We start from the raw sequence: 19,573 nt of genomic DNA, 5'->3' as shown, positions 1-19,573 counted from the left end.
CATGACAAAACGCCCATTCGAACAAATACCCCTGGCCTTCGGCCACGACCCGGCGACGGGCCGTGAGGACCTGCTCGTCTCCGACAGGCTGAGCGCTGCGATCGCCATCGTCGACCACTGGCCGGACTGGCCGTCGCCGGTCGTCATCATCGCCGGGCCCGTCGGCTCCGGCAAATCGCATCTCGCCAGCATCTGGAAAGAGCGGGCAGGGGCCGAAACGATCCATCCGCTCGCCGGCTCGGATGCCGCGCTGATTGCGGCGGAGAAGCCTGTCCTCTTCGAGGACGCCGACCGCAGTGGCTTTGACGACACGACGCTTTTCCACGTCATCAACAACGTGCGCCAGCATGGCACCGGTCTCCTGATGACGACGCGGCTATGGCCGATGTCCTGGCCGGTGACGCTGCCGGATCTGCGCTCGCGCCTGAAGGCGGCGACCATCGTCGAGATCGGCGAGCCGGATGACGAGTTGCTGACGCAGGTGCTGATCAAGCTTTTCGCCGACCGCCAGCTCTTCGTCGACGAGCGGCTCGTGGGCTATATCGTTCAGCGCATGGAGCGGTCGCTGGAGGCGGCGCAGACGATCGTCGAGCGCATCGACCATCTGGCACTTTCCCGCGGAACGAAGCTCAGCCGGGCACTTGCTTCCGAAGTTCTCGAAGAACTGGGGAATCGGCGGCGGTCCGATTGACTGTCACAGAACCGTCGTCAAACTGAGATAGCCGGTGCAACCGGAGCAATGGGATCGAATGAGCATGGATAACGCGGTATCGGCGGTGAACGAAAACCAGGCGGCAGTGGAGGACATCGATCTGCTGACCAGCCCGCGGCGCTTCATCAACCGCGAATTCTCCTGGCTGCAGTTCAATCGTCGCGTGCTCGAAGAAACGCTGAATACGGCACATCCGCTGCTGGAGCGGATTCGCTTCCTGTCGATCTCCGCTGCCAACCTCGACGAGTTCTTCATGGTGCGCGTTGCGGGCCTGGAAGGGCAGGTGCGCCAGGGCCTTTCCATGCGCTCGCCCGATGGTAAGACGCCGGTCGAACAGCTCGAAGACATCCTCAAGGAAATCGACAATCTGCAGATGGAGCAGCAGGCCTCGCTTGCGGTCCTGCAGCAGTATCTCGCCAAGGAAGACATCCTGATCGTGCGCCCGGCGTCGCTGTCGGCGCAGGACAGGAGCTGGCTTGCCAACGAGTTCGACCAGTCGATCTTCCCGGTGCTGACGCCGCTCTCGATCGATCCGGCGCACCCGTTCCCGTTCATTCCGAACTTAGGCTTCTCGATGGGCCTGCAGCTCGTCAGCAAGACTGGCCGCGAGCCGATGACCGCGCTCTTGCGCCTGCCGGTCGCGCTCGACCGCTTTATCCGGCTGCCCGACGTCAAGAACGTCATCCGCTATATTACGCTCGAAGATATGGTCAGCCAGTTCATCGATCGGCTGTTCCCCGGTTACGAGGTCAAGGGTTCCGGTACCTTCCGCATCATCCGCGACAGCGATATCGAAGTGGAGGAAGAAGCCGAAGACCTGGTGCGCTTCTTCGAAACCGCGTTGAAGCGCCGTCGCCGTGGTTCGGTGATCCGCATCGAGACCGATTCGGAAATGCCGGCGTCGCTGCGCCAGTTCGTCGTGCAGGAACTCGGCGTTCCGGAAAACCGCATCGCCGTTCTCCCCGGCCTGCTGGCGCTCAACACGCTCTCTGAAATCACCAAGGCGCCGCGCGACGATCTGCGCTTCGACCCCTACAATCCGCGCTTTCCCGAGCGCGTCCGCGAGCATGCCGGCGATTGCCTGGCGGCGATCCGCGAGAAGGACATGGTGGTCCACCACCCCTACGAATCCTTCGACGTCGTCGTGCAGTTCCTGTTGCAGGCGGCACGCGATCCTGAAGTGGTCGCCATCAAGCAGACGCTCTACCGCACCTCGAACGACAGTCCGATCGTGCGCGCGCTGATCGATGCGGCTGAAGCCGGCAAGTCGGTGACGGCGCTGGTCGAGCTCAAGGCCCGTTTCGACGAGGAGGCCAATATCCGCTGGGCGCGCGACCTCGAGCGCGCCGGCGTGCAGGTCGTTTTCGGTTTCATCGAACTCAAGACTCACGCCAAGATGTCGATGGTGGTGCGGCGTGAGGAAGGCAGGCTCAGGACCTACTGCCACCTCGGCACCGGCAACTATCACCCGGTGACGGCGAAGATCTATACCGACCTGTCGTTCTTCACCTGCAACCCGGTGATCGCCCACGACATGGCGAACATCTTCAACTTCATCACCGGCTATGGCGAGCCGGAAGCCGGCATGAAGCTCGCGGTTTCGCCGCACACGCTGCGCCCGCGCATCCTCAAGCACGTCGACGAAGAGATCGAACATGCCAAGGCCGGGCGCCCGGCGGCGATCTGGATGAAGATGAATTCTCTCGTCGACCCGGAAATCATCGACGCGCTCTACAAGGCGAGCCGCGCCGGCGTCGAGATCGACCTCGTGGTGCGCGGCATCTGCTGCCTTCGGCCGCAAGTCCCCGGGCTCTCCGACAACATCCGTGTCAAGTCCATCGTCGGCCGTTTCCTCGAACATTCCCGCATATTCTGCTTCGGCAACGGCCATGGGCTTCCATCGGAAAATGCCCTTGTCTATATCGGCTCGGCGGATATGATGCCGCGCAATCTGGACCGGCGGGTCGAGACGCTCGTGCCTCTCATCAACCGGACTGTGCACGAACAGGTTCTGTCGCAGATCATGCTGGGCAATCTCATCGACAACCAGCAGAGCTACGAAATTCTTCCTGATGGCACCTCTCGCCGGATGGAAGTCGGCAAGGACGCCGAGCCTTTCAACGCACAGCATTATTTCATGACCAATCCCAGCCTCTCCGGCCGGGGTGAAGCCCTGAAGTCCAGCGCACCGAAGCTCATAGCTGGCTGGAAGAGCGGCTGGCACAAATAAACTGGAATTGCATGGTCGAATCAGAAGCGCAGGGGCGTCTGCCCGGCATCCGCCCGGTTTCCGTTATCGATATCGGTTCGAACTCCATCCGCCTTGTCGTCTATGAAGGCCTGAGCCGTTCGCCGGCCATGCTGTTCAACGAAAAGGTGATGTGCGGTCTCGGCAAGGGCATCGATGCGACCGGACGCATGGACGAAGAAAGCGTCGAGCGCGCGCTCAGGGCGCTGCATCGCTTCCACGCGCTCTCGAAGCAGGCGCGTGCCATATCGATGTATGTGCTCGCCACGGCGGCAGCACGCGAAGCGAGCAACGGTCCGGCCTTCATCGAGAAGGCGGAGGCGATCCTCGGCCATAAGGTCCGTATCCTCACCGGCGAGGAGGAGGCCTATTATTCCGCGATGGGTATCGTCAGCGGCTATCACGATCCTGATGGTGTCGTCGGCGACCTTGGCGGCGGTTCCCTTGAGCTCGTCGACGTCTCGGGCACCAAGATCGGCAAGGGCATCACCCTGCCGCTCGGCGGCATCCGGCTGTTCGAACACAGCAATGGCTCGCTCACGAAAGCGCGCACCTGGGTGCGCAAGTTCATGAAGAACTCGGCCGTCCTGAGGACCGGTACGGGCCGCACCTTCTACGCCGTCGGCGGCACATGGCGCTCGATCGCCAAGCTGCATATGGAGACCCGGGACTATCCGCTGCACATGATGCAGGGCTACGAGATTTCCTACGACGAGGCGATGGCGCTGCTGCCTGAAGTGATCGAGCCGAAGAGCATCAAGCCGTCGGCCTATGCGACGATCTCGAAGAGCCGCCGCACGCTGTTGCCGTTCGGGGCGATCGCCATGCAGGAAGCCCTGTCGATCATGAAGCCAGAACGGATATCGTTCTCGGCACTCGGCGTGCGCGAAGGCTATCTGTTCTCGTTGTTGAAGGACGAGGAACGCGCCCAGGATCCGCTGCTGACGGCGGCGAACGAAATCGCCATCCTGCGCGCCCGGTCCCCGGAGCACGCCCGCGAACTGGCGGACTGGACGGGGCGCATGGTGCCGTTCTTCGGTATCGAGGAGACGGAAGAGGAAAGCCGTTATCGTCAGGCCGCGTGCCTGCTCGCCGATATCAGCTGGCGCGCGCATCCCGACTATCGCGGCCTGCAGGCGCTGAACATCATCGCCCACTCGACCTTCTCCGGTATCACCCATGCGGGCCGCGCCTATATCGCGCTTGCCAACTACTACCGCTTCGAAGGGCTGAACGATGACGGCGCCACGAACGCGCTTGCCGGTATCACCACGCCGCGCTTGCTGGAACTGGCGAAGCTGCTCGGCGGCCTGCTGCGTGTCGCCTACCTGTTCTCGGCGTCGATGCCGGGGATTACGCAGAACCTGACGTTCCGCAAATCGTCCCAGCCGGACGTGGATCTCGAGATCGTCGTTCCGGCCGCCTATTCGGAGTTTGCCGGCGAGCGGCTGGATGGGCGCCTGCAGCAACTCGGCAAGCTCACCGGCAAGAGGCTCGCTTTCCACTTCGAAAGCTGAGGCTGAGGAAAATCTTGTTTCTTGCGGAAAGGGCGCGCCAACCTGGGCTGGCGCGCCCTTTTTGATTATTCGGCCTTCAGGAAATCGCCGACTTCGAGCAGCACGAATTCATTGTCATCGGCCTTGTCGAGCGCGCGACCGGCCGAGAACGGCAGGTTGTTGTCGTTGCCGACGATGATGTGGGTCTCATTGACGCGGTCGACGTTCTCGATGGTGACGAAGGGCATGTCGTAGAAGCCTTCGCCGCCGCCCTGGCGCTTCTTGTTATCCGGGTCGGCGATTTTGAGCAGGTCGATGTACCCGATCTTGCGGACGGCCTTGCCGACATTGCTGTCATCGAAGGCGATCTTGTAGATGCGCTTGACCTTGGAGCCGGTGGCGAAGCAGTCCGGCTTCGGGTCCTTCGGGTCGGCACACGCCTTGTCGACCGTGCCGGCGCCGTTGTCGCGTTCGATCACCAGCGCGGTCTTGTCGTCGAGCATGTTGAAGTCGCCGATCGCCTCGCCGCCTTCAGCCAGCGGATAGAGCCAGCTGCGACCGGTCCAGGCCTTGCTCGCGACATCGAGTTCGATGATGCGCAGCGCCGGGCGACCATCGGCCTGCTCGACCGTTTCGCCGTCCGTCCAGAGGGGGCCTTCGAGCAGGCCATAGAGCTTGCTGCCATCCTTGGAAAGGGCCATGCCTTCATAGCCGCCGGAGCGCTTCAGGTTGAAAGCGGGCGTCTTCTTCGACGGGTCGGCCTGCAGCGTCAGCGTCGGATTGTCGGGCGACAGGACCGGCTTGCCATCGACCGTCGTCGCAACCACGTCCGTCAGCTTGCCGTCGAGATCGAACTTGAGGATGTAGGGTCCGAATTCTTCGCCAACCCAGAAGCCGTCGGCGACCGGCTGGATCGATTCGACGTCGAAATCCGCCCCGGTGAGATAGCGCTTGTCAGAACCTTCCATGACGATCGGGAAGGGTGCCTTCTTGTCCGGGTCGGTGAGGAAGAGGGTCTTCAGCGCTTCGACCTTGCCCCCATCCCAGTCCATCTTGACGTGATGCAGCATCAGCATGGCGTCGGTGGAGTTCAGCTTGTTGCCGAAGCCATTGTCGGAGAGGCTCCAGAACGTACCGTCCTCCATCGCCTTGATGCCGGAAAAGCCTTGCATCGGCTGACCGTTGAAGGGCAGCGAAAGCCCGGTCGGGCGAACGCCGTCCTTGCCCGGCACGGTGCCGAGCGCTTCTGCGCGCTTGCGGTCCGCGGAGGTGAACTTGCCGGAGGTCTTCAGGTAATCGGGTGCATCCGAGGGAGCGGCGATGATCGTGTTCGCCGGCAGGATCGCGTGACCCTTCAGCGTTGCGGTGAAGGACTTTTCCTCGGCCGAGGCGGCCATCGTCATCAAAAGTGAGAGCGCCGCGGTGGCGAGAAGCGTTTTCGTCATAAAAGTCACCATGGGTTGGAGCCTCCTGCATGCCTCCTTAAATCGCCCTCGATTTAAGGACAAAGACATGCAGCAATTCGAAGTGCTACAGCGACCTTTACGCGTCTGATAAGACGCGCGGCGCTGTAGACCGCAACCCGATAGGCGGCTTAGATGACGAAGGGGTGATGCTTGTCTGACAGACCGATGAAGCTTTGGTGACAGGCTCAGCCGGCGACGGCGAGGCTCGCCCAGCGTCCTGGTGTTATGCCATAGGCGCGCTTGAAATGGCGGGTGAAATGCGCCTGATCGGCAAAGCCGGTTTCGAGCGCAGCACCTGCAAGACTTTCTCCCCTGGCAATCATCTGCCGGGCGCGCTCCAGCCGGCGCATCAGGAGGTAGCGATGCGGGCTTGTGCCGAGAACTTTGCGGAACTGCCTCGCCAGCGTGAAGCGATCGAGCCCGCTGACGGCCTCGAGTTCCTGGGAACCCACGGGCCGCTCGAGATTGGCGCGAAGGTATTCGGTTGCCTCCAGAACTGCGTGCTTGTCGGCCTTTCCCGGCTTGATGTCCTTGGCGCCGGCATGCCGGTAGAGGCCCTCCGCGATCCGAACGAGGATGTCGTCAAGCGCCAGTTCGTCGATGCCATTGTCGAGGTCCATCACGGCTTCTCCGACCGCCTGCCGCAGGGCCTCGTCACCCACCACCGGTGCTGCGACGAAGGGCAGGGCGCGCCCCGTTTCGCCGAGCGCGGCGAGCAAGCGTTCCGGCTGCAGATACATCATCCGATAGCGCAGCCCGATCTCCGTTCCCGCGCCGCCATCGTGGACCTCGTCCGGGTGGAGGATGATGATGCTTCCGGGCCTGCTGAAACGGCTTTCACCGCGGTACTGGAACGTCTGGACGCCGCCGAGCGTCACGCCGATCGCATAGGTGTCGTGGCGGTGCAGTTCGAAAAATTTCCCATGCAGGCGCGCTTCTATGCGCTCGATGCCATCGACGGCGGGAGCGACCCGGATACCGTCACCTCGCGTCCCGCACAATCGTTCAAGATCGACGGCAGCACCCTCCGATAATGCGTCTTCCGGCACGCCCTGTCGGGCTGAAATGGAGATGACCGTCATGTTCGATACCAAATTTGCGATCGTATTGCGCGAAGACCTGGCAACCTGGCAAAAGCTGAACGTCACCGCCTTCCTCGCCACCGGTATTGCCGGACAGAAGCCCGATATCATCGGCGAAGATTATCGCGACGGCGCCGGCAACGTCTACAACGCCTTGAGCGTTCAGCCGATCATCGTGCTCGCCGCAGATGGGAAGACGCTTGGCAACATTCAACGGCGTGCGATCGAAAGGGATGTGCGGACGTCGATTTATGTCGACGCCATGTTCGCCACCGGCCACGACAATGCCAATCGCGCGGTTTTCGCGGAAACCAGACCGGACGATGCCGCGGTCGCCGGCATCGCCATCCATGCGGACAAGAAGCTGGTCGACAAGATTACCAAGGGCGCAAAACTGCACGGCTGAAGCGGCTACGGCCCGACGGTGACTATTCCGCCGCACTGGGCGCAAGGGCGGACGTCGAGCCTCCGACACGCAGTGCCAGAACGCCGAGCTTTTGACCGCGGCCCTTGATCGCGTGCTCGCCGAGATCCTCGACCCGGACATAGTGCGGCAGACGCATCTTGCGGGCGAGGTCGGTGGAGATCAGCACCTGGTGGCCGAGTGTCTTGCAAAAGCCTTCCAGCCGGGCGGTGGTGTTCACCGTATCGCCGAAATAGGTGATCTTGTGCCTGTCGAGGCCGATTTCGGCAGCGACGATGGTGCCGCCATGAAGGGCTGCGCGCAGGCGCGGGACCTCGCCGAATTCCTTCTGCCAGCGGTGCGCCTCCGCATCGATTATTTCCAGAATGTCGAAGACGCAATGAATGCAGGCCGCATTGTTGGTGGCGCGGTCGAAGGGCCAGGTGATGACGGCAGCGTCGCCCACATAGTCGTCTATCGACCCCCGATAGCGCAGCACAGGGTCGGCAATCGTCGCGAACAGCCGGCCGAGATATTCCTGCATCCTGAGGTCGCCGTGTTTCTCGGCGTAGCTGGTCGAGCCGGCGAGGTCGACGAACAGGAAGACGCGCTCTTCCTGAACCGGATTGCGGTAACGCCCCGTCAGCAGGCTCAGAAAGACATCGCGGCCCAAAAGCTCGCGAACCCGGAGGATGAAGACGAGCGAACCCGAGATACCCAATGCGAAGAGCAGGACCGTCTTGGATGGCGTCATCGCCTCCATCCAGTTGTCGTCCATAACGCCGCTTGTCTGCATGATCAGGCCGGCCGCCGCGTAGCCGACATCGAGAAGCACGAAGTAGATCGCAAGCGAGGCGACAAAGAAGACAGGCGTCGAGAAGGCGTGGATCCGCCGATTGAGGCGCCGGAAGATGATGCGTCTCTCGAAGGCAATGATCGGCAGGCACATAAAGAGCGCGTAGGTGGCGCCGATCAGGGCGCCCTTTCCATAGAAAACCCATGCGTAAACTGCCCCTGCGCCCGCGATGACGAGCAGCAGCAGAAGTCCTTCGAAAGTGGAGAAGCGCCAACGCATAGGAAGCCCCGGTACGGAAGAAGCGGCATACGTGTCAGTCGGCACGCAACGTTGCCGCTCTGCCACGCCTACAGCGGCGCGCGTCTTATCAGACGCGCAAGGGTCGCTGTAGCACTTTGAATTTCTGCATGTTTTTGCCCTTTAATCGGGTACGATTAAGGAAACATGCAGTAGTCACCTTCGTTCGAGACGATGGTGATTCTGTTCCGCCCGGCTTTCAGCTAGAGCCGGATTCGGGCGGAAACTTGACTCCGCCCGATACCGTTTGCCACCTGTCGCAAACGCGATCTAGCTGCCGAGCTCCACCGTCTCGATCTTCTTGTCGACGAAACGAAGAGCCACTTCGCCGTTGATGAGCTTCAGCGCGGTTTCACCGAAGAGTTCGCGCCGCCAGCCCTTGAGTGCGCCGACATCGGCCTTCTCGCCTTCGGCGGCGATCCTGTCGAGATCGTCGCTGTTGGCGATGATCTTCGCGGCCACGCCCTGCTTTTCGGCGATGAGCTTCAAAAGAACCTTGAGCATTTCGCCTGCGGCAGCGGCGCCTTCCGGCGTATGGTTTTGGCGCGGTAGCTTCGGCAGATCGGTCTTCGGGATCGCTAGCGCCTCGTTGACCGCCTCGATGACCGCAGTTCCGGCGCTGGAGCGTTCCCAGCCCTTGGGAACGGTCCTAAGCCGCGCCAGGGCTTCCGCGTCCTTCGGCTGCTGCTGGGCAATCTCGTAGATGGCGTCGTCTTTCAGGATGCGGCCGCGCGGTACGTTGCGGGCGCGCGCCTCGCGTTCGCGCCAGGCAGCGACGGTCTTGAGGACGGCGAGTTCGATCGGTTTCTTGACGCGCATCTTGAGACGCTGCCAGGCGTCGTCCGGATGCAGGTCATAGGTGTCGCGTGCCTCGAGGATCGCCATCTCCTCGGTCAGCCACAACGAACGCCCCTCGCGTTCCAGCTCTGCAGCCAGATACTTGTAGATGTCGCGCAGATGCGTGACGTCGGCGAGCGCATAGTCGAGCTGCTTGTCGGTCAGCGGCCGGCGGCTCCAGTCGGTAAAGCGCGAGGACTTGTCGATCTGGGTGCCGGTCACGCGGTTGACGAGCTGGTCATAGGAGACGCTATCGCCGAAGCCGCAAACCATGGCCGCGACCTGTGTGTCGAAGATCGGGTGCGGAATGAGGTTGCCGAGATGGAAGATGATCTCGATGTCCTGACGCGCGGCATGGAATACCTTGATGACTTCAGGATTGGCCATCAGCGCGAAGAAGGGCGAAAGGTCGATGCCTTTGGCCATCGGGTCGACAATGACGGCGAGATCCGGACTCGCCATCTGGATCAGGCAGAGCTCCGGCCAGAAGGTCGTCTCACGCAGAAATTCGGTGTCAATCGTAATATAATTTGAACGGGCCAGCTGCTCGCAGGCGGCCTCAAGGTCTGTGGTTGTTTCAATCATCAGATTTAAATCACTGTGGCAAAAATGCGGCTTAGATTTTCGTGTAGCTCTTCGCGGCATCTGTCACAATCGAAATTCTCAGACGATCTTGAAATAACCCGTCATGCCGGTCTTCTGATGCTCGATGATGTGGCAATGGATGACCCAGTCGCCCGGATTGTCCGCTACTAGCGCCACTTCCGCCTGTTCGTCGGGCAAAAGCAGGATCGTATCGGTCGGTGGCGGCAGGAAGGTCCGTTTGTTGGAGTTGAGAATACGGAAGCTCAAGCCATGCAGATGGACCGGATGCGCATGCGGCGTCCGGTTGGCAATCTGCAGCACATAGCTCTTGCCGAGTTTCATCTCCTCGATCGGCGCGATCGGGTCCGGCGTGTCGCCCGGCCACGGCACCTTGTTGATCGCCCAGAACGTATAGCCGAGCGAGCCGCAGATCGAAGGCGCCGCCTTGTGCTCGGCCGTCGCCGTCAGCTCGATCGGCACACGGGTCGCGACGGAGAGATCCGCCTCGGCGATCGGGTTGGCGGGCAGGGGGGCGACATCCCTAAGGTCGCGTTTCAGCGACGCGCCGATCGCCCGGAAGCGTGCGATGGTCCAGGGATGCGATCCGCGGAAATTGCCGAGGGAAACGGTCTGGCCCTCGCCATCGGGCATGCGCAACGCCAGGTCGACACGCTGGCTTGGGCCGAAGTCGTAGCGATCGAGGGAAAAGGGTTTGTCGACCGGGTTGCCGTCGAGCGCGATCACCATCGCCTCAGCGCCATCGAGGCCGATCGTGTAGATGCGGGTAACGTCGGTCGCGGCGATGCGCACGCGAATGAGCCCGCCGGCCCGTGCGTCGTAAGTCGGTTCCTGCTGCCAGTTGGCGGTGCGCACCGTGCCATAGGTCCCGCCGCGCGCGGCATCGCGCGGCTTGAACGGATCGATGAAGGCGCCGCCCGTGCCAAGCCGCCAGTCGCGGAGGTTGAGCACGATCTCGGCATCGAAGACCGGATCCTCGGGGTTCTCGACGACGATCACGCCGGTGAGCCCGCTGCCCATCTGGGTCAGCGTGTTGCAGTGCGGATGGTACCAGAAGGTGCCGGCGTCCGGCGGCGTGAAGAGATAGTCGAAGTGGTCGCCCGGATAGACATAGGGCTGCGTCAGCTCGGGAACGCCATCCATGGCGTTGGCGATGCGAAGGCCGTGCCAGTGCACCGTCGTCGGCTCGTCGAGCCGGTTGATGAGACGCGCGGCGTAAGGCTCACCCTTGCGCATGCGCAGGACCGGCGGCACGCCGCTGTTCTCAGCCTCGCCCAAACCGTAGGTCATCACCTTCGGCGTCACGCCATCCCTGGCGATCTGCGCCTCGGTGAGACGTGCCGTCAGGGTCTGCGGATCCGGCGCGGCCCCGGCGCGTGCCGCCATGCCCGCCCCGAGCGCAAAGGCACCTCCCAGAGCAGCGGAGCCTTGAAGAAAAGTACGGCGGCTGATGACGGGCATTTCGGCAATCTCGGCTGCTGTTCAGGTTGCTGCCGGTTCTAAACCTGATTGTGGAGTTCAGCAATTATCCGAACTGCGCGCATCTTGCCGCAGGCTCAGCCATCCTTGCGCTTGTGGTTGTTGCCGGTGGCGAGCTTGTTGAAGAAGGACGAGGTGCGCAAAAGGTTGCGGAACGGCATCGCACGCTCTCCGGCGGGCACTGGCCCGCGCGCCGTCATGCGCTGCAGGGTGTAGAGCATGAACAGGAAGAGGATCGCCGCCGTGTAGATGAAGAGCGCCTGCGGCCCGAAGATCTCGAGCAGGAAGGACGCAAACAGCGGGCCGATGATCGCGCCAAGCGACCAGAAGAACAGCATGCCGGCAGATACCAGCGCATGCTGCCCCTCGGCGGCGTGGTCGTTGGCATGGGCCGAACAGAGCGAATAGAGCGGCATGGCAAAGGCGCCGAAGAGGAAGATGCCGGCAAAGTTCAGCCATTCGTCGTTGCCGGCGCCGAAGGCCAGGAACAGGCCGGCGAGCAGCGAGCCGAAGGTGGCGATCAGGATGATCAGCCGGCGGTCGATCCGGTCGGAATAATGGCCGAGCGGATATTGCAGCACGACGCCGCCGATGATGCCGGCGCTCATGAAGGTGGCGATCGCCGTCACTGAAAGGCCGATGCCCTGGGCATAGATGGGCCCGAGCGAGCGGAAGGCGGCGTTGGTGAGGCCGACGACGATGCACCCGACAGTCGCGAGCGGCGAAATGTTCCAGAGCGCCTTGACGTCGAACCGGATCGCTTCGGGCGCTACCGGGCTCGATCGGTCGGCAAAGGAGATCGGCACTAACGACAGTGTCAGTGCCATGGAGATGATGGCGAAGAGTTCGAAGCCCTCGAGGCCGATGCCGGGGATGACATATTGCGCCGCCGTCACCGATCCGAGGTCGACGAGGCGATAGACGGAAAGCGTACGCGCCCGGTTGGCATTGGTGACGCTGGCGTTCAGCCAGCTTTCGACGGTCGCAAACAGGCAGGCGAAGCAGATTCCGGCAAGCAGCCGCATCAGAAACCACATCAGCGGATTGATGACGAGCACCATCGAAATGGCCGCGGCGGAGGCAATTGCCGCCATTGCCGAGAAGGTGCGGATGTGGCCGATGGCGCGCAGCATGCGGGTGACATAGACGCAGCCGAGCGCGAAACCGATATTGTAGCCGGCCCCGACGACGCCGATCAGGGATGTCGAGAAACCTTCCTCCAGCGCACGAAGCGAGATGAAGGTGCCCTGCAGGCCATTGCCGCCGATGAGGATGCCTGCGGTGACGAGGAGGGGGATGAGCGGGCGAATCTGAGACATGGGGCAGGCGACATCCGGGAAAGCGGCCGCGACTCGGGGGATCATTGTGGGGCCTTCCAATGTGTAGCCCCGCATTCCGTGGCCGGACAGCCCCGAATTGTGACGATTGCCGTTCTTTTCGCGGCATTTCGGCCTGCTTCTGTCTCAAGCGGCCTTGGACTGGCCGTTTCCTTGGTTTAGAACGCATCTCCATCTGGGGCGGCGGCGGGTCGCGCGGCTTGACAAAGCCGGCGCATCATGCGCTTTTCCGCCCGATTTTGACCATGTGCCGCGCGCCGTGTCCCACGAGCCTGCGCGGCTCTTTCGCAATTCCGGGATAAAACGATGCATCGTTACCGCAGCCACACCTGTGCCGCCCTCCGCAAGTCGGACGTCGGCTCCACCGTTCGCCTTTCGGGCTGGGTCCACCGTGTCCGTGACCATGGCGGCGTGCTCTTCATCGACCTGCGCGACCACTACGGCATCACCCAGGTCGTCGCCGATCCGGACAGCCCGGCCTTCAAGTCGGCTGAAACCGTTCGCGGCGAGTGGGTCATCCGCATCGACGGCCGCGTCAAGGCTCGCACCGACGACACCGTCAACAAAGGCATGCCGACCGGCGAAATCGAGCTCTACGCGCAGGAGATCGAGGTACTCTCGGCCGCCAAGGAACTGCCGCTGCCGGTCTTCGGCGAGCCCGACTATCCGGAAGACGTGCGTCTCAAGTACCGCTTCCTCGACCTGCGCCGCGACACGCTGCACAAGAACATCGTCAAGCGCACCCAGATCATCTCGTCGATGCGCCGCCACATGGGCGAAGTCGGCTTTACCGAATACACGACCCCGATCCTGACCGCATCGTCACCGGAAGGCGCACGCGACTTCCTGGTTCCGTCGCGTATCCACCCCGGCAACTTCTATGCCCTGCCGCAGGCGCCGCAGCAGTACAAGCAGCTCTTGATGGTTGCCGGCTTCGACCGTTACTTCCAGATCGCGCCGTGCTTCCGCGACGAAGACCCGCGCGCCGACCGCCTGCCGGGCGAGTTCTACCAACTCGACCTGGAAATGAGCTTCGTCGAGCAGGAAGACGTGTGGTCGACGATGGAGCCGGTCATCCGCGAGATCTTCGTCGAGTTTGCCGATGGCAAGCCGGTGACGGAAAAGTTCCCGCGCATCCCCTATGACACGGCGATCCGCAAATACGGCTCCGACAAGCCGGATCTGCGCAACCCGATCGAGATGCAGGCGGTTACCGAGCACTTCGCCGGCTCCGGCTTCAAGGTTTTCGCGAACATGATCGCCTCGAACCCGAAGGTTGAAGTCTGGGCGATCCCGGCCAAGACCGGTGGCTCGCGCGCCTTCTGCGACCGCATGAACGCCTGGGCCCAGAGCCAGGGCCAGCCGGGCCTCGGCTACATCTTCTGGCGCAAGGAAGGCGAAAAGCTCGAAGGCGCCGGTCCGCTTGCCAAGAACATCGGCGAGGAACGCACCGATGCGATCCGCACCCAGCTTGGCCTCGATGACGGCGACGCCTGCTTCTTCGTCGCCGGCGACCCTTCGAAGTTCTACAAGTTTGCTGGCGAAGCCCGCACACGCGCCGGCGAGGAGCTGAACCTCGTCGACCGTGACCGCTTTGAATTCTGCTGGATCGTCGACTTCCCGTTCTACGAATGGCTGGAAGACGAAAAGAAGATCGATTTCGCCCACAACCCCTTCTCGATGCCGCAGGGTGGCCTCGAGGCGCTGAACACCGAAGATCCGCTGTCGCTCAAGGCCTACCAGTACGACATGGTCTGCAACGGCTTCGAGATCGCCTCCGGCTCGATCCGTAACCAGCTCCCGGAAGTCATGGTCAAGGCCTTCGAGCTGACCGGCAAGTCGCAGCAGGAAGTCGAAGAGCAGTTCGGCGGCCTCTACCGTGCGTTCCAGTACGGCGCGCCTCCGCATGGCGGCATGGCATTCGGCATCGACCGCGTCGTCATGCTGCTCGTCGGCGCGAAGAACCTGCGCGAGATTTCGATCTTCCCGATGAACCAGCAGGCGGTCGACCTCCTGATGGGGGCGCCGTCCGAGGCGACGCCGGCCCAGCTGCGTGAACTGGCGCTTCGCCCGATCCCGCAGAAGAAGGATTGAGGTCGAAGAGACCTGTCAAAAACGAAAGCCCGGCGATCGTTTCGCCGGGCTTTTTTCATGGTCTGCCTGTGATCTGGGTTCAGTGCTTGCCGTAGAACGGCGCGGCTGAATTGGCCCCAAGCCCTCGACGGTCGCGTTCGCCATGCGAGAATGAGCGTCTGGCGGCCGTCAGAAGTCCATTCCAGCACCAGACGGAGGCGTCGGTCCGTTCTTTTTCGGTTTTTCGGCGATCATGGCCTCGGTCGTCACCAGCAGGCCGGCGACGGAAGCCGCATCCTGCAGCGCCGCGCGCACGACCTTTGCGGGGTCGATGACACCCATGCGGAACAGATCGCCGTACTCTCCGGTCTGGGCGTTCCAGCCGTGGGCAAAGTCACTGTTCTCCCGCAGCTTTCCAACGATCACCGAACCTTCAGCGCCAGCATTCTCGGCGATCTGGCGCGCCGGCGCCTCGAGCGCCCGCCGAACGATCTCGATGCCGACGCGCTGATCGTCATTGGCGGCCTTGAGCCCGTCGAGCGCGTGGACGACCCTCAGCAGCGCGACGCCGCCGCCGGGCAGAATGCCTTCCTCTACCGCGGCTCGCGTCGCATGCAGGGCATCGTCGACCCGGTCCTTCTTTTCCTTCACTTCGACTTCGGTCGAGCCGCCAACCCGGATCACCGCAACGCCGCCGGCGAGTTTGGCGAGCCGTTCTTGCAGCTTTTCCCGATCATAGTCGGAGGTCGTTTCCTCGATCTGTGCCTTGATCTGGCTGACACGTCCGCCGATATCCGCCTTCGTTCCGGCGCCATCGACGATCGTGGTGTTTTCCTTCTCGACCATCACCCGCTTGGCGTGCCCGAGCGTGTCGAGCGTCACGTTTTCAAGCTTGATGCCGAGATCCTCGGAAATGACCGTGCCGCCCGTCAGGATGGCGATGTCCTCGAGGATGGCCTTGCGCCGATCTCCAAACCCGGGGGCCTTGACGGCTGCGATCTTGAGACCGCCGCGCAGCTTGTTGACGACGAGCGTGGCAAGCGCTTCGCCCTCCACATCCTCGGCGATGATCAGCAAGGGACGGCTCGCCTGGATGACCGATTCGAGAATCGGGATCATGGCCTGGAGGTTGGAGAGTTTCTTCTCGTGGATGAGAATGTACGGGTCCTCAAATTCGACGCGCATCTTCTCCTGGTCGGTAATGAAATAGGGGGAGAGATAGCCGCGGTCGAACTGCATGCCCTCGACGATCTCAAGTTCGATCTCGGCGGTCTTGGCCTCCTCGACGGTGATCACACCCTCGTTGCCGACACGCTCCATCGCCTGTGCCAGATAGTTGCCGATTTCCTTGTCGCCGTTGGCGGAGATCGTGCCGACCTGGGCGATTTCCTCGTTGTTGGAAATCTTGCGGGCATGGATCTTCAGTTGTGCCACGATCGCCTCGACGGCGAGGTCGATGCCGCGCTTGAGGTCCATCGGGTTCATACCCGAGGCGATTGCCTTGACGCCTTCCCGGACTATCGCTTGAGCAAGCACCGTGGCCGTCGTCGTTCCGTCGCCGGCAACATCGCTGGTGCGTGACGCCACCATGCGCAGCATCTGCGCCCCCATGTTCTCGAACTTGTCTTCGAGCTCGATCTCCTTGGCAACCGAGACGCCATCCTTGGTGACACGCGGCGCACCGAAGGCCTTGTCGATCACCACGTTCCGCCCCTTCGGGCCGAGCGTCACCTTCACGGCATCGGCGAGGATATCGACGCCACGCAGCATACGGTCGCGGGCATCGCTACTGAACTTGACTTCCTTGGCTGCCATCGTTGACCTCCCTCAACACAAAACACGTGGCCTGATGCTCCCGCCGCCCGCCGCGCGGGGGCAACCTTGCATGCAATCGAAAACACTAGCGCAGCCTCGCCGCCTGATCGGCTAGGTCGCGAAGTCCCGTTCCTCGTCATTGTCCGGCGTCAGGATATCGATCAACGCCGCAACCCGGCCGGCCGGCAGGTGGCGGCCTTCGCCGATCAGCGCCTCGTCGTTGTTGACCCAGGCAATGGCCTCGGCGAGTTCGCCGGCCGTGGCGCCCGTCGCAAGCAACTCGGCCATCAGTGTCTCGTCGACCGGGCCAAGGATAGCGGTAATATCCGCATGCTTCAGTCCCATGGGCTCCTCCTTCCGTTTTGTCGGTCAGGAATGCGGGGACCTCGAATCCCCGCCCAATGTAAATAGGCCGGGGTCTGAAGGCATCAAGCGCTGATCATATCATGGAAGCCAAGTGGGCGGAAAACCATGAGGCGTCATTCCGGCCGAAGCGCGTTGTCCAGGAAATACCATTGGTCGAGATGCGCGCGAACGACGGGCTCGATCGCATCGTTCAACAGCAGCATATCTTTCACGAGGCGTGCATTCGGCTCATCGGAAGCCGGAAGCCGGATGGGCTCCAGCGCCTGGCATTCGAAACGGAAACCGTTGGTGCGCAAGCCGTACCAGGGGCAGATCGTGGCACCCGTCATGCGCGCCAGGCGGATGGCAAGCGCGAGATTGCCTTCCTGATGAGGTTTGCGATCGAAGAACGGTCCGCGGATCATGCCGCCAAAGCCTTCGTCGCAGAACATACTGACGACGCCGCCGCTCTTCAGGATCTTGATCGCCGGTCGGATTCCTTCCATGCCCGGCGGCAGAAACCGCAATCCGGCCTTGCTGCGGACGCGCTCGGCGATCCATGCTTTGGAACGGCTCTTGGGTGGAACGTAGAAGGCATGAGGCTGGAGACCGAGACTGCGGAACGCGATCGTCCCGACTTCCCAATTTCCGAGATGAAGCCCGACGAGGACGACGGGGCCGTCTTTCGCCGCGTCGCGGATCGGAGCAAGGCCATCGGTCCGCAACCGCTCACCATGTCGCTGCAGCCTGTTGATGACGGAAAATTCTGTCATCAGCCGTCCCTGGGCCTGGCAGTTTTCGAGGAACAAGGCTTCCTGTTCCTCGGGGCTCAGGTCCGGACGCAGATGTTTGATCGTATCCCGGGCGCGCTGCGTGGCGATCTTGTGAAAGCGCGGCACCACGAAAAGGCCGAGTGCGGCCCCCAGGCGTGAGCATGCATCCATCGGCAGAAGCTTCATGCCGAAATGGGCAGTGAGATTGGCAAGGTTCCACAGATTGTCGGTAATCCAATAGCGCCGGAAGGCCCGGGACCGGTCACCGCCTGCCAATGCGTCCCCAAGACGCGGCGGTTGCTCCTCAGCGAAAGTCCAGGCCTTGCGCTTGGCAATCGGTCCCCTGACGCCAGGATTATCCGGCGCCATGCGACGTGCCTTCTCGCCTGTGTAAAGTGACCGGAAGCCCGCCCTTCGGTCTGAGGGTCAGCCGGCAGATCGGCTCGACCGCGTGGCGTTCGCGCAGGCGAACCCGGTAGCGCTGAGCGATGATCGCCAGGCAGAGGATCGCTTCCGTCAGGCCGAAATGCAGGCCCGGGCAGACGCGGGGGCCGCTGGCGAAGGGAATGAAGCTGTAGGGCGTCGGGCGACGGCCTTCGGTGAACCGCTCCGGATGGAAGTGGTGTGGGTCTTCGAACAGACTTTCCGTGCGGTGCAAGAGCCATGGCACGATCAGGACGAGCGAGCCCGGCTCGGCGGCAACGTCGCCGATCATGTCCGCCTCGCGCGTCTGTCGCGCCAGGATCGGAACCGGCGGGTAAAGGCGAAGCGTTTCTTCAATGACGGCCCGGCACCATTCGAGCTGCGGCACGTCGTCGATCGTCGGCGTCCGGTCGCCGCAGACCCTGGCGATCTCGTCGTGCACGGCCTTCTCGATCCAGCCTGCTTTCGAAAGCAGATACCAGGTCCAGGTAAGTGTGGCTGCCGTCGTCTCGTGACCGGCCATGAAGATGGTCGCGGCTTCGTTGCGCAAGGCGACGAGGTCGAGCTTCAGCTCCGGATTTCGCTGCTGCCGCCGGATGAGCAGTTCGACCATCGAATTGTGGTCGCCGCGGCCGGCAAGGTGATCCTCCACCACCTTGTCGATGGTCCCATGGATGCGCTTGACCGAGCGGCGCAGGCTCGGTGTGCGCAGGACGGGCAAGCCGTCGTCGAAGCCGAGGAAATAGCCGATGTTGATGGAATCGACCAGCGACTGGTAGCTGGTGAAGCCCTCGGTCACGGCAGCCGCACTGTCGTCTCCGAGTTGGTTGCCGAAGACGCTGCGTGCGATGATCTCGGCGGTCAGGCCCGCCATTTCGTGCAGGGCGTTGACCTCGGCACCGTCGGGCATCTGGTTCCAGCGCTCGACCAGTTCGCTGGTTGTCTTCTCCATGACAGGACCGAAGGACGGCACTCTCTTGGCGTGGACGATGTCGGCCACCAGCGGCCGGCGTTGCTTCCAGGTGTCTCCATCCGAGATGAACAACCCGTCGCCGAGCAGAAACTCGAGCGCCCGGCGCATCTGCGGGCTCTTGCGCTCGAAGTTCTCGTGTCGCTTGACGACCACTTGTCGGATCAGATCGGGCGAGTTGACGACGATGATCTGCCGGCCGAGGATCCGGGTCTGCGAGACGTTTTCGGTATAGTCGCTGGCGCGCCAGATCGACAGGAAATCCGTCCGCGCCTGAAGCAGGAGCCGTAGCGGCTTACCTGGCGGACCCGAATAGTAATCGGCACGGACGGGGGCGAATTTCCCCTCCAGCAATTCTTCCCTGAAATTTACAGATTGCTGGAGCCAGGCGAGCATTTACGTCCGATCTGCCGTAATA

15 protein-coding genes are annotated in these 19,573 nt (G+C 62.5%); 5 read left to right on the top strand and 10 right to left on the bottom strand.

Going from position 1 to position 19,573, the window contains the following annotated elements:
- Position 1: 1 nt before the first annotated feature.
- From hdaA to ppx, 3 genes are all read left to right on the top strand, one after another.
- A complete protein-coding gene (gene hdaA / locus ACTJKE_RS10745) occupies positions 2-691 on the top strand; it encodes a DnaA regulatory inactivator HdaA (RefSeq protein ID WP_093232193.1) in 690 nt (229 codons plus the stop codon).
- Positions 692-755: 64 nt separating this feature from the next.
- A complete protein-coding gene (locus tag ACTJKE_RS10740; RefSeq protein ID WP_057252898.1) occupies positions 756-2,942 on the top strand; it encodes an RNA degradosome polyphosphate kinase in 2,187 nt (728 codons plus the stop codon).
- A gap of 11 nt (positions 2,943-2,953) precedes the next feature.
- Positions 2,954-4,477: an exopolyphosphatase gene (ppx, locus tag ACTJKE_RS10735; protein WP_440635471.1), complete on the top strand. Its 1,524-nt coding sequence runs from the start codon at positions 2,954-2,956 to the stop codon at positions 4,475-4,477.
- A gap of 65 nt (positions 4,478-4,542) precedes the next feature.
- On the opposite strand, the gene ACTJKE_RS10730 is transcribed toward ppx, so the two are convergent.
- Together ACTJKE_RS10730 and ACTJKE_RS10725 are read right to left on the bottom strand one after the other, a co-directional pair.
- Entirely contained in the window at positions 4,543-5,901 is a 1,359-nt protein-coding gene (locus tag ACTJKE_RS10730; RefSeq protein WP_440635516.1) for an esterase-like activity of phytase family protein, read from the bottom strand.
- A 206-nt stretch (positions 5,902-6,107) separates the two neighbouring features.
- Positions 6,108-7,004: an AraC family transcriptional regulator gene (locus tag ACTJKE_RS10725; RefSeq protein ID WP_113132292.1), complete on the bottom strand. Its 897-nt coding sequence runs from the start codon at positions 7,002-7,004 to the stop codon at positions 6,108-6,110.
- Here ACTJKE_RS10725 and ACTJKE_RS10720 point away from each other — a divergent pair.
- On the top strand, positions 7,003-7,410 hold the full coding sequence (locus ACTJKE_RS10720) for a DUF2000 family protein (protein ID WP_112995479.1): 408 nt from the start codon (positions 7,003-7,005) through the stop codon (positions 7,408-7,410). The genes ACTJKE_RS10725 and ACTJKE_RS10720 overlap by 2 nt on opposite strands.
- 22 nt (positions 7,411-7,432) lie before the next feature.
- Here ACTJKE_RS10720 and ACTJKE_RS10715 read toward each other — a convergent pair whose 3' ends face one another.
- The 4 genes from ACTJKE_RS10715 to ACTJKE_RS10700 form a co-directional block, all read right to left on the bottom strand.
- Positions 7,433-8,482, bottom strand: coding sequence for an adenylate/guanylate cyclase domain-containing protein (locus ACTJKE_RS10715; RefSeq protein WP_058320200.1), 1,050 nt, complete (start codon positions 8,480-8,482; stop codon positions 7,433-7,435).
- Between the two features lie 288 nt (positions 8,483-8,770).
- Positions 8,771-9,922, bottom strand: a complete 1,152-nt coding sequence (gene rnd / locus ACTJKE_RS10710) for a ribonuclease D (RefSeq protein ID WP_058320199.1) — start codon at positions 9,920-9,922, stop codon at positions 8,771-8,773.
- A 78-nt stretch (positions 9,923-10,000) separates the two neighbouring features.
- Complete coding sequence (locus tag ACTJKE_RS10705; RefSeq protein ID WP_440691833.1) at positions 10,001-11,401, bottom strand: multicopper oxidase family protein; 1,401 nt, start codon at positions 11,399-11,401, stop codon at positions 10,001-10,003.
- Between the two features lie 95 nt (positions 11,402-11,496).
- Positions 11,497-12,738 (bottom strand): MFS transporter, encoded by a 1,242-nt coding sequence (locus ACTJKE_RS10700; protein ID WP_440635469.1) that lies wholly within the window; start codon positions 12,736-12,738, stop codon positions 11,497-11,499.
- A 324-nt stretch (positions 12,739-13,062) separates the two neighbouring features.
- On the opposite strand from ACTJKE_RS10700, the gene aspS reads away from it, so the two are divergent.
- Positions 13,063-14,850, top strand: a complete 1,788-nt coding sequence (gene aspS / locus ACTJKE_RS10695) for an aspartate--tRNA ligase (protein ID WP_057252612.1) — start codon at positions 13,063-13,065, stop codon at positions 14,848-14,850.
- Positions 14,851-15,018: 168 nt separating this feature from the next.
- Here the strand turns inward: aspS and groL are convergent, their stop codons facing one another.
- From groL to ACTJKE_RS10675, 4 genes are all read right to left on the bottom strand, one after another.
- On the bottom strand, positions 15,019-16,644 hold the full coding sequence (groL, locus tag ACTJKE_RS10690; protein ID WP_057252609.1) for a chaperonin GroEL: 1,626 nt from the start codon (positions 16,642-16,644) through the stop codon (positions 15,019-15,021).
- 111 nt (positions 16,645-16,755) lie between these two features.
- Entirely contained in the window at positions 16,756-16,989 is a 234-nt protein-coding gene (locus tag ACTJKE_RS10685) for a hypothetical protein (protein ID WP_057252607.1), read from the bottom strand.
- Positions 16,990-17,123: 134 nt separating this feature from the next.
- On the bottom strand, positions 17,124-18,131 hold the full coding sequence (locus ACTJKE_RS10680; protein WP_440635468.1) for a lysophospholipid acyltransferase family protein: 1,008 nt from the start codon (positions 18,129-18,131) through the stop codon (positions 17,124-17,126).
- A complete protein-coding gene (locus tag ACTJKE_RS10675) occupies positions 18,118-19,551 on the bottom strand; it encodes a cytochrome P450 (protein WP_110878177.1) in 1,434 nt (477 codons plus the stop codon). Before ACTJKE_RS10675 ends, ACTJKE_RS10680 begins: the two co-directional genes overlap by 14 nt.
- Between the last annotated feature and the right edge of the window lie 22 nt (positions 19,552-19,573).

Origin of the sequence: Ensifer sp. 22521 (assembly GCF_052044795.1) — a bacterium.
GTDB lineage: Bacteria > Pseudomonadota > Alphaproteobacteria > Rhizobiales > Rhizobiaceae > Ensifer.
Note: the sequence above shows the minus strand (reverse complement) of the source record. Positions and strands in the feature narration are given on the sequence as shown.

Bases quoted from the DNA above. Each gene is read 5' to 3' on its own strand.
- ACTJKE_RS10730 (WP_440635516.1), bottom strand. From the start codon at position 5,901: ATGACGAAAACGCTTCTCGCCACCGCGGCGCTCTCACTTTTGATGACG.
- groL (WP_057252609.1), bottom strand. From the start codon at position 16,644: ATGGCAGCCAAGGAAGTCAAGTTCAGTAGCGATGCCCGCGACCGTATG.
- rnd (WP_058320199.1), bottom strand. From the start codon at position 9,922: ATGATTGAAACAACCACAGACCTTGAGGCCGCCTGCGAGCAGCTGGCC.
- ACTJKE_RS10685 (WP_057252607.1), bottom strand. From the start codon at position 16,989: ATGGGACTGAAGCATGCGGATATTACCGCTATCCTTGGCCCGGTCGAC.
- ACTJKE_RS10680 (WP_440635468.1), bottom strand. From the start codon at position 18,131: ATGGCGCCGGATAATCCTGGCGTCAGGGGACCGATTGCCAAGCGCAAG.
- ACTJKE_RS10725 (WP_113132292.1), bottom strand. From the start codon at position 7,004: ATGACGGTCATCTCCATTTCAGCCCGACAGGGCGTGCCGGAAGACGCA.
- hdaA (WP_093232193.1), top strand. From the start codon at position 2: ATGACAAAACGCCCATTCGAACAAATACCCCTGGCCTTCGGCCACGAC.
- ppx (WP_440635471.1), top strand. From the start codon at position 2,954: ATGGTCGAATCAGAAGCGCAGGGGCGTCTGCCCGGCATCCGCCCGGTT.
- ACTJKE_RS10705 (WP_440691833.1), bottom strand. From the start codon at position 11,401: ATGCCCGTCATCAGCCGCCGTACTTTTCTTCAAGGCTCCGCTGCTCTG.
- ACTJKE_RS10720 (WP_112995479.1), top strand. From the start codon at position 7,003: ATGTTCGATACCAAATTTGCGATCGTATTGCGCGAAGACCTGGCAACC.
- ACTJKE_RS10740 (WP_057252898.1), top strand. From the start codon at position 756: ATGGATAACGCGGTATCGGCGGTGAACGAAAACCAGGCGGCAGTGGAG.
- ACTJKE_RS10675 (WP_110878177.1), bottom strand. From the start codon at position 19,551: ATGCTCGCCTGGCTCCAGCAATCTGTAAATTTCAGGGAAGAATTGCTG.
- ACTJKE_RS10700 (WP_440635469.1), bottom strand. From the start codon at position 12,738: ATGTCTCAGATTCGCCCGCTCATCCCCCTCCTCGTCACCGCAGGCATC.
- ACTJKE_RS10715 (WP_058320200.1), bottom strand. From the start codon at position 8,482: ATGCGTTGGCGCTTCTCCACTTTCGAAGGACTTCTGCTGCTGCTCGTC.
- aspS (WP_057252612.1), top strand. From the start codon at position 13,063: ATGCATCGTTACCGCAGCCACACCTGTGCCGCCCTCCGCAAGTCGGAC.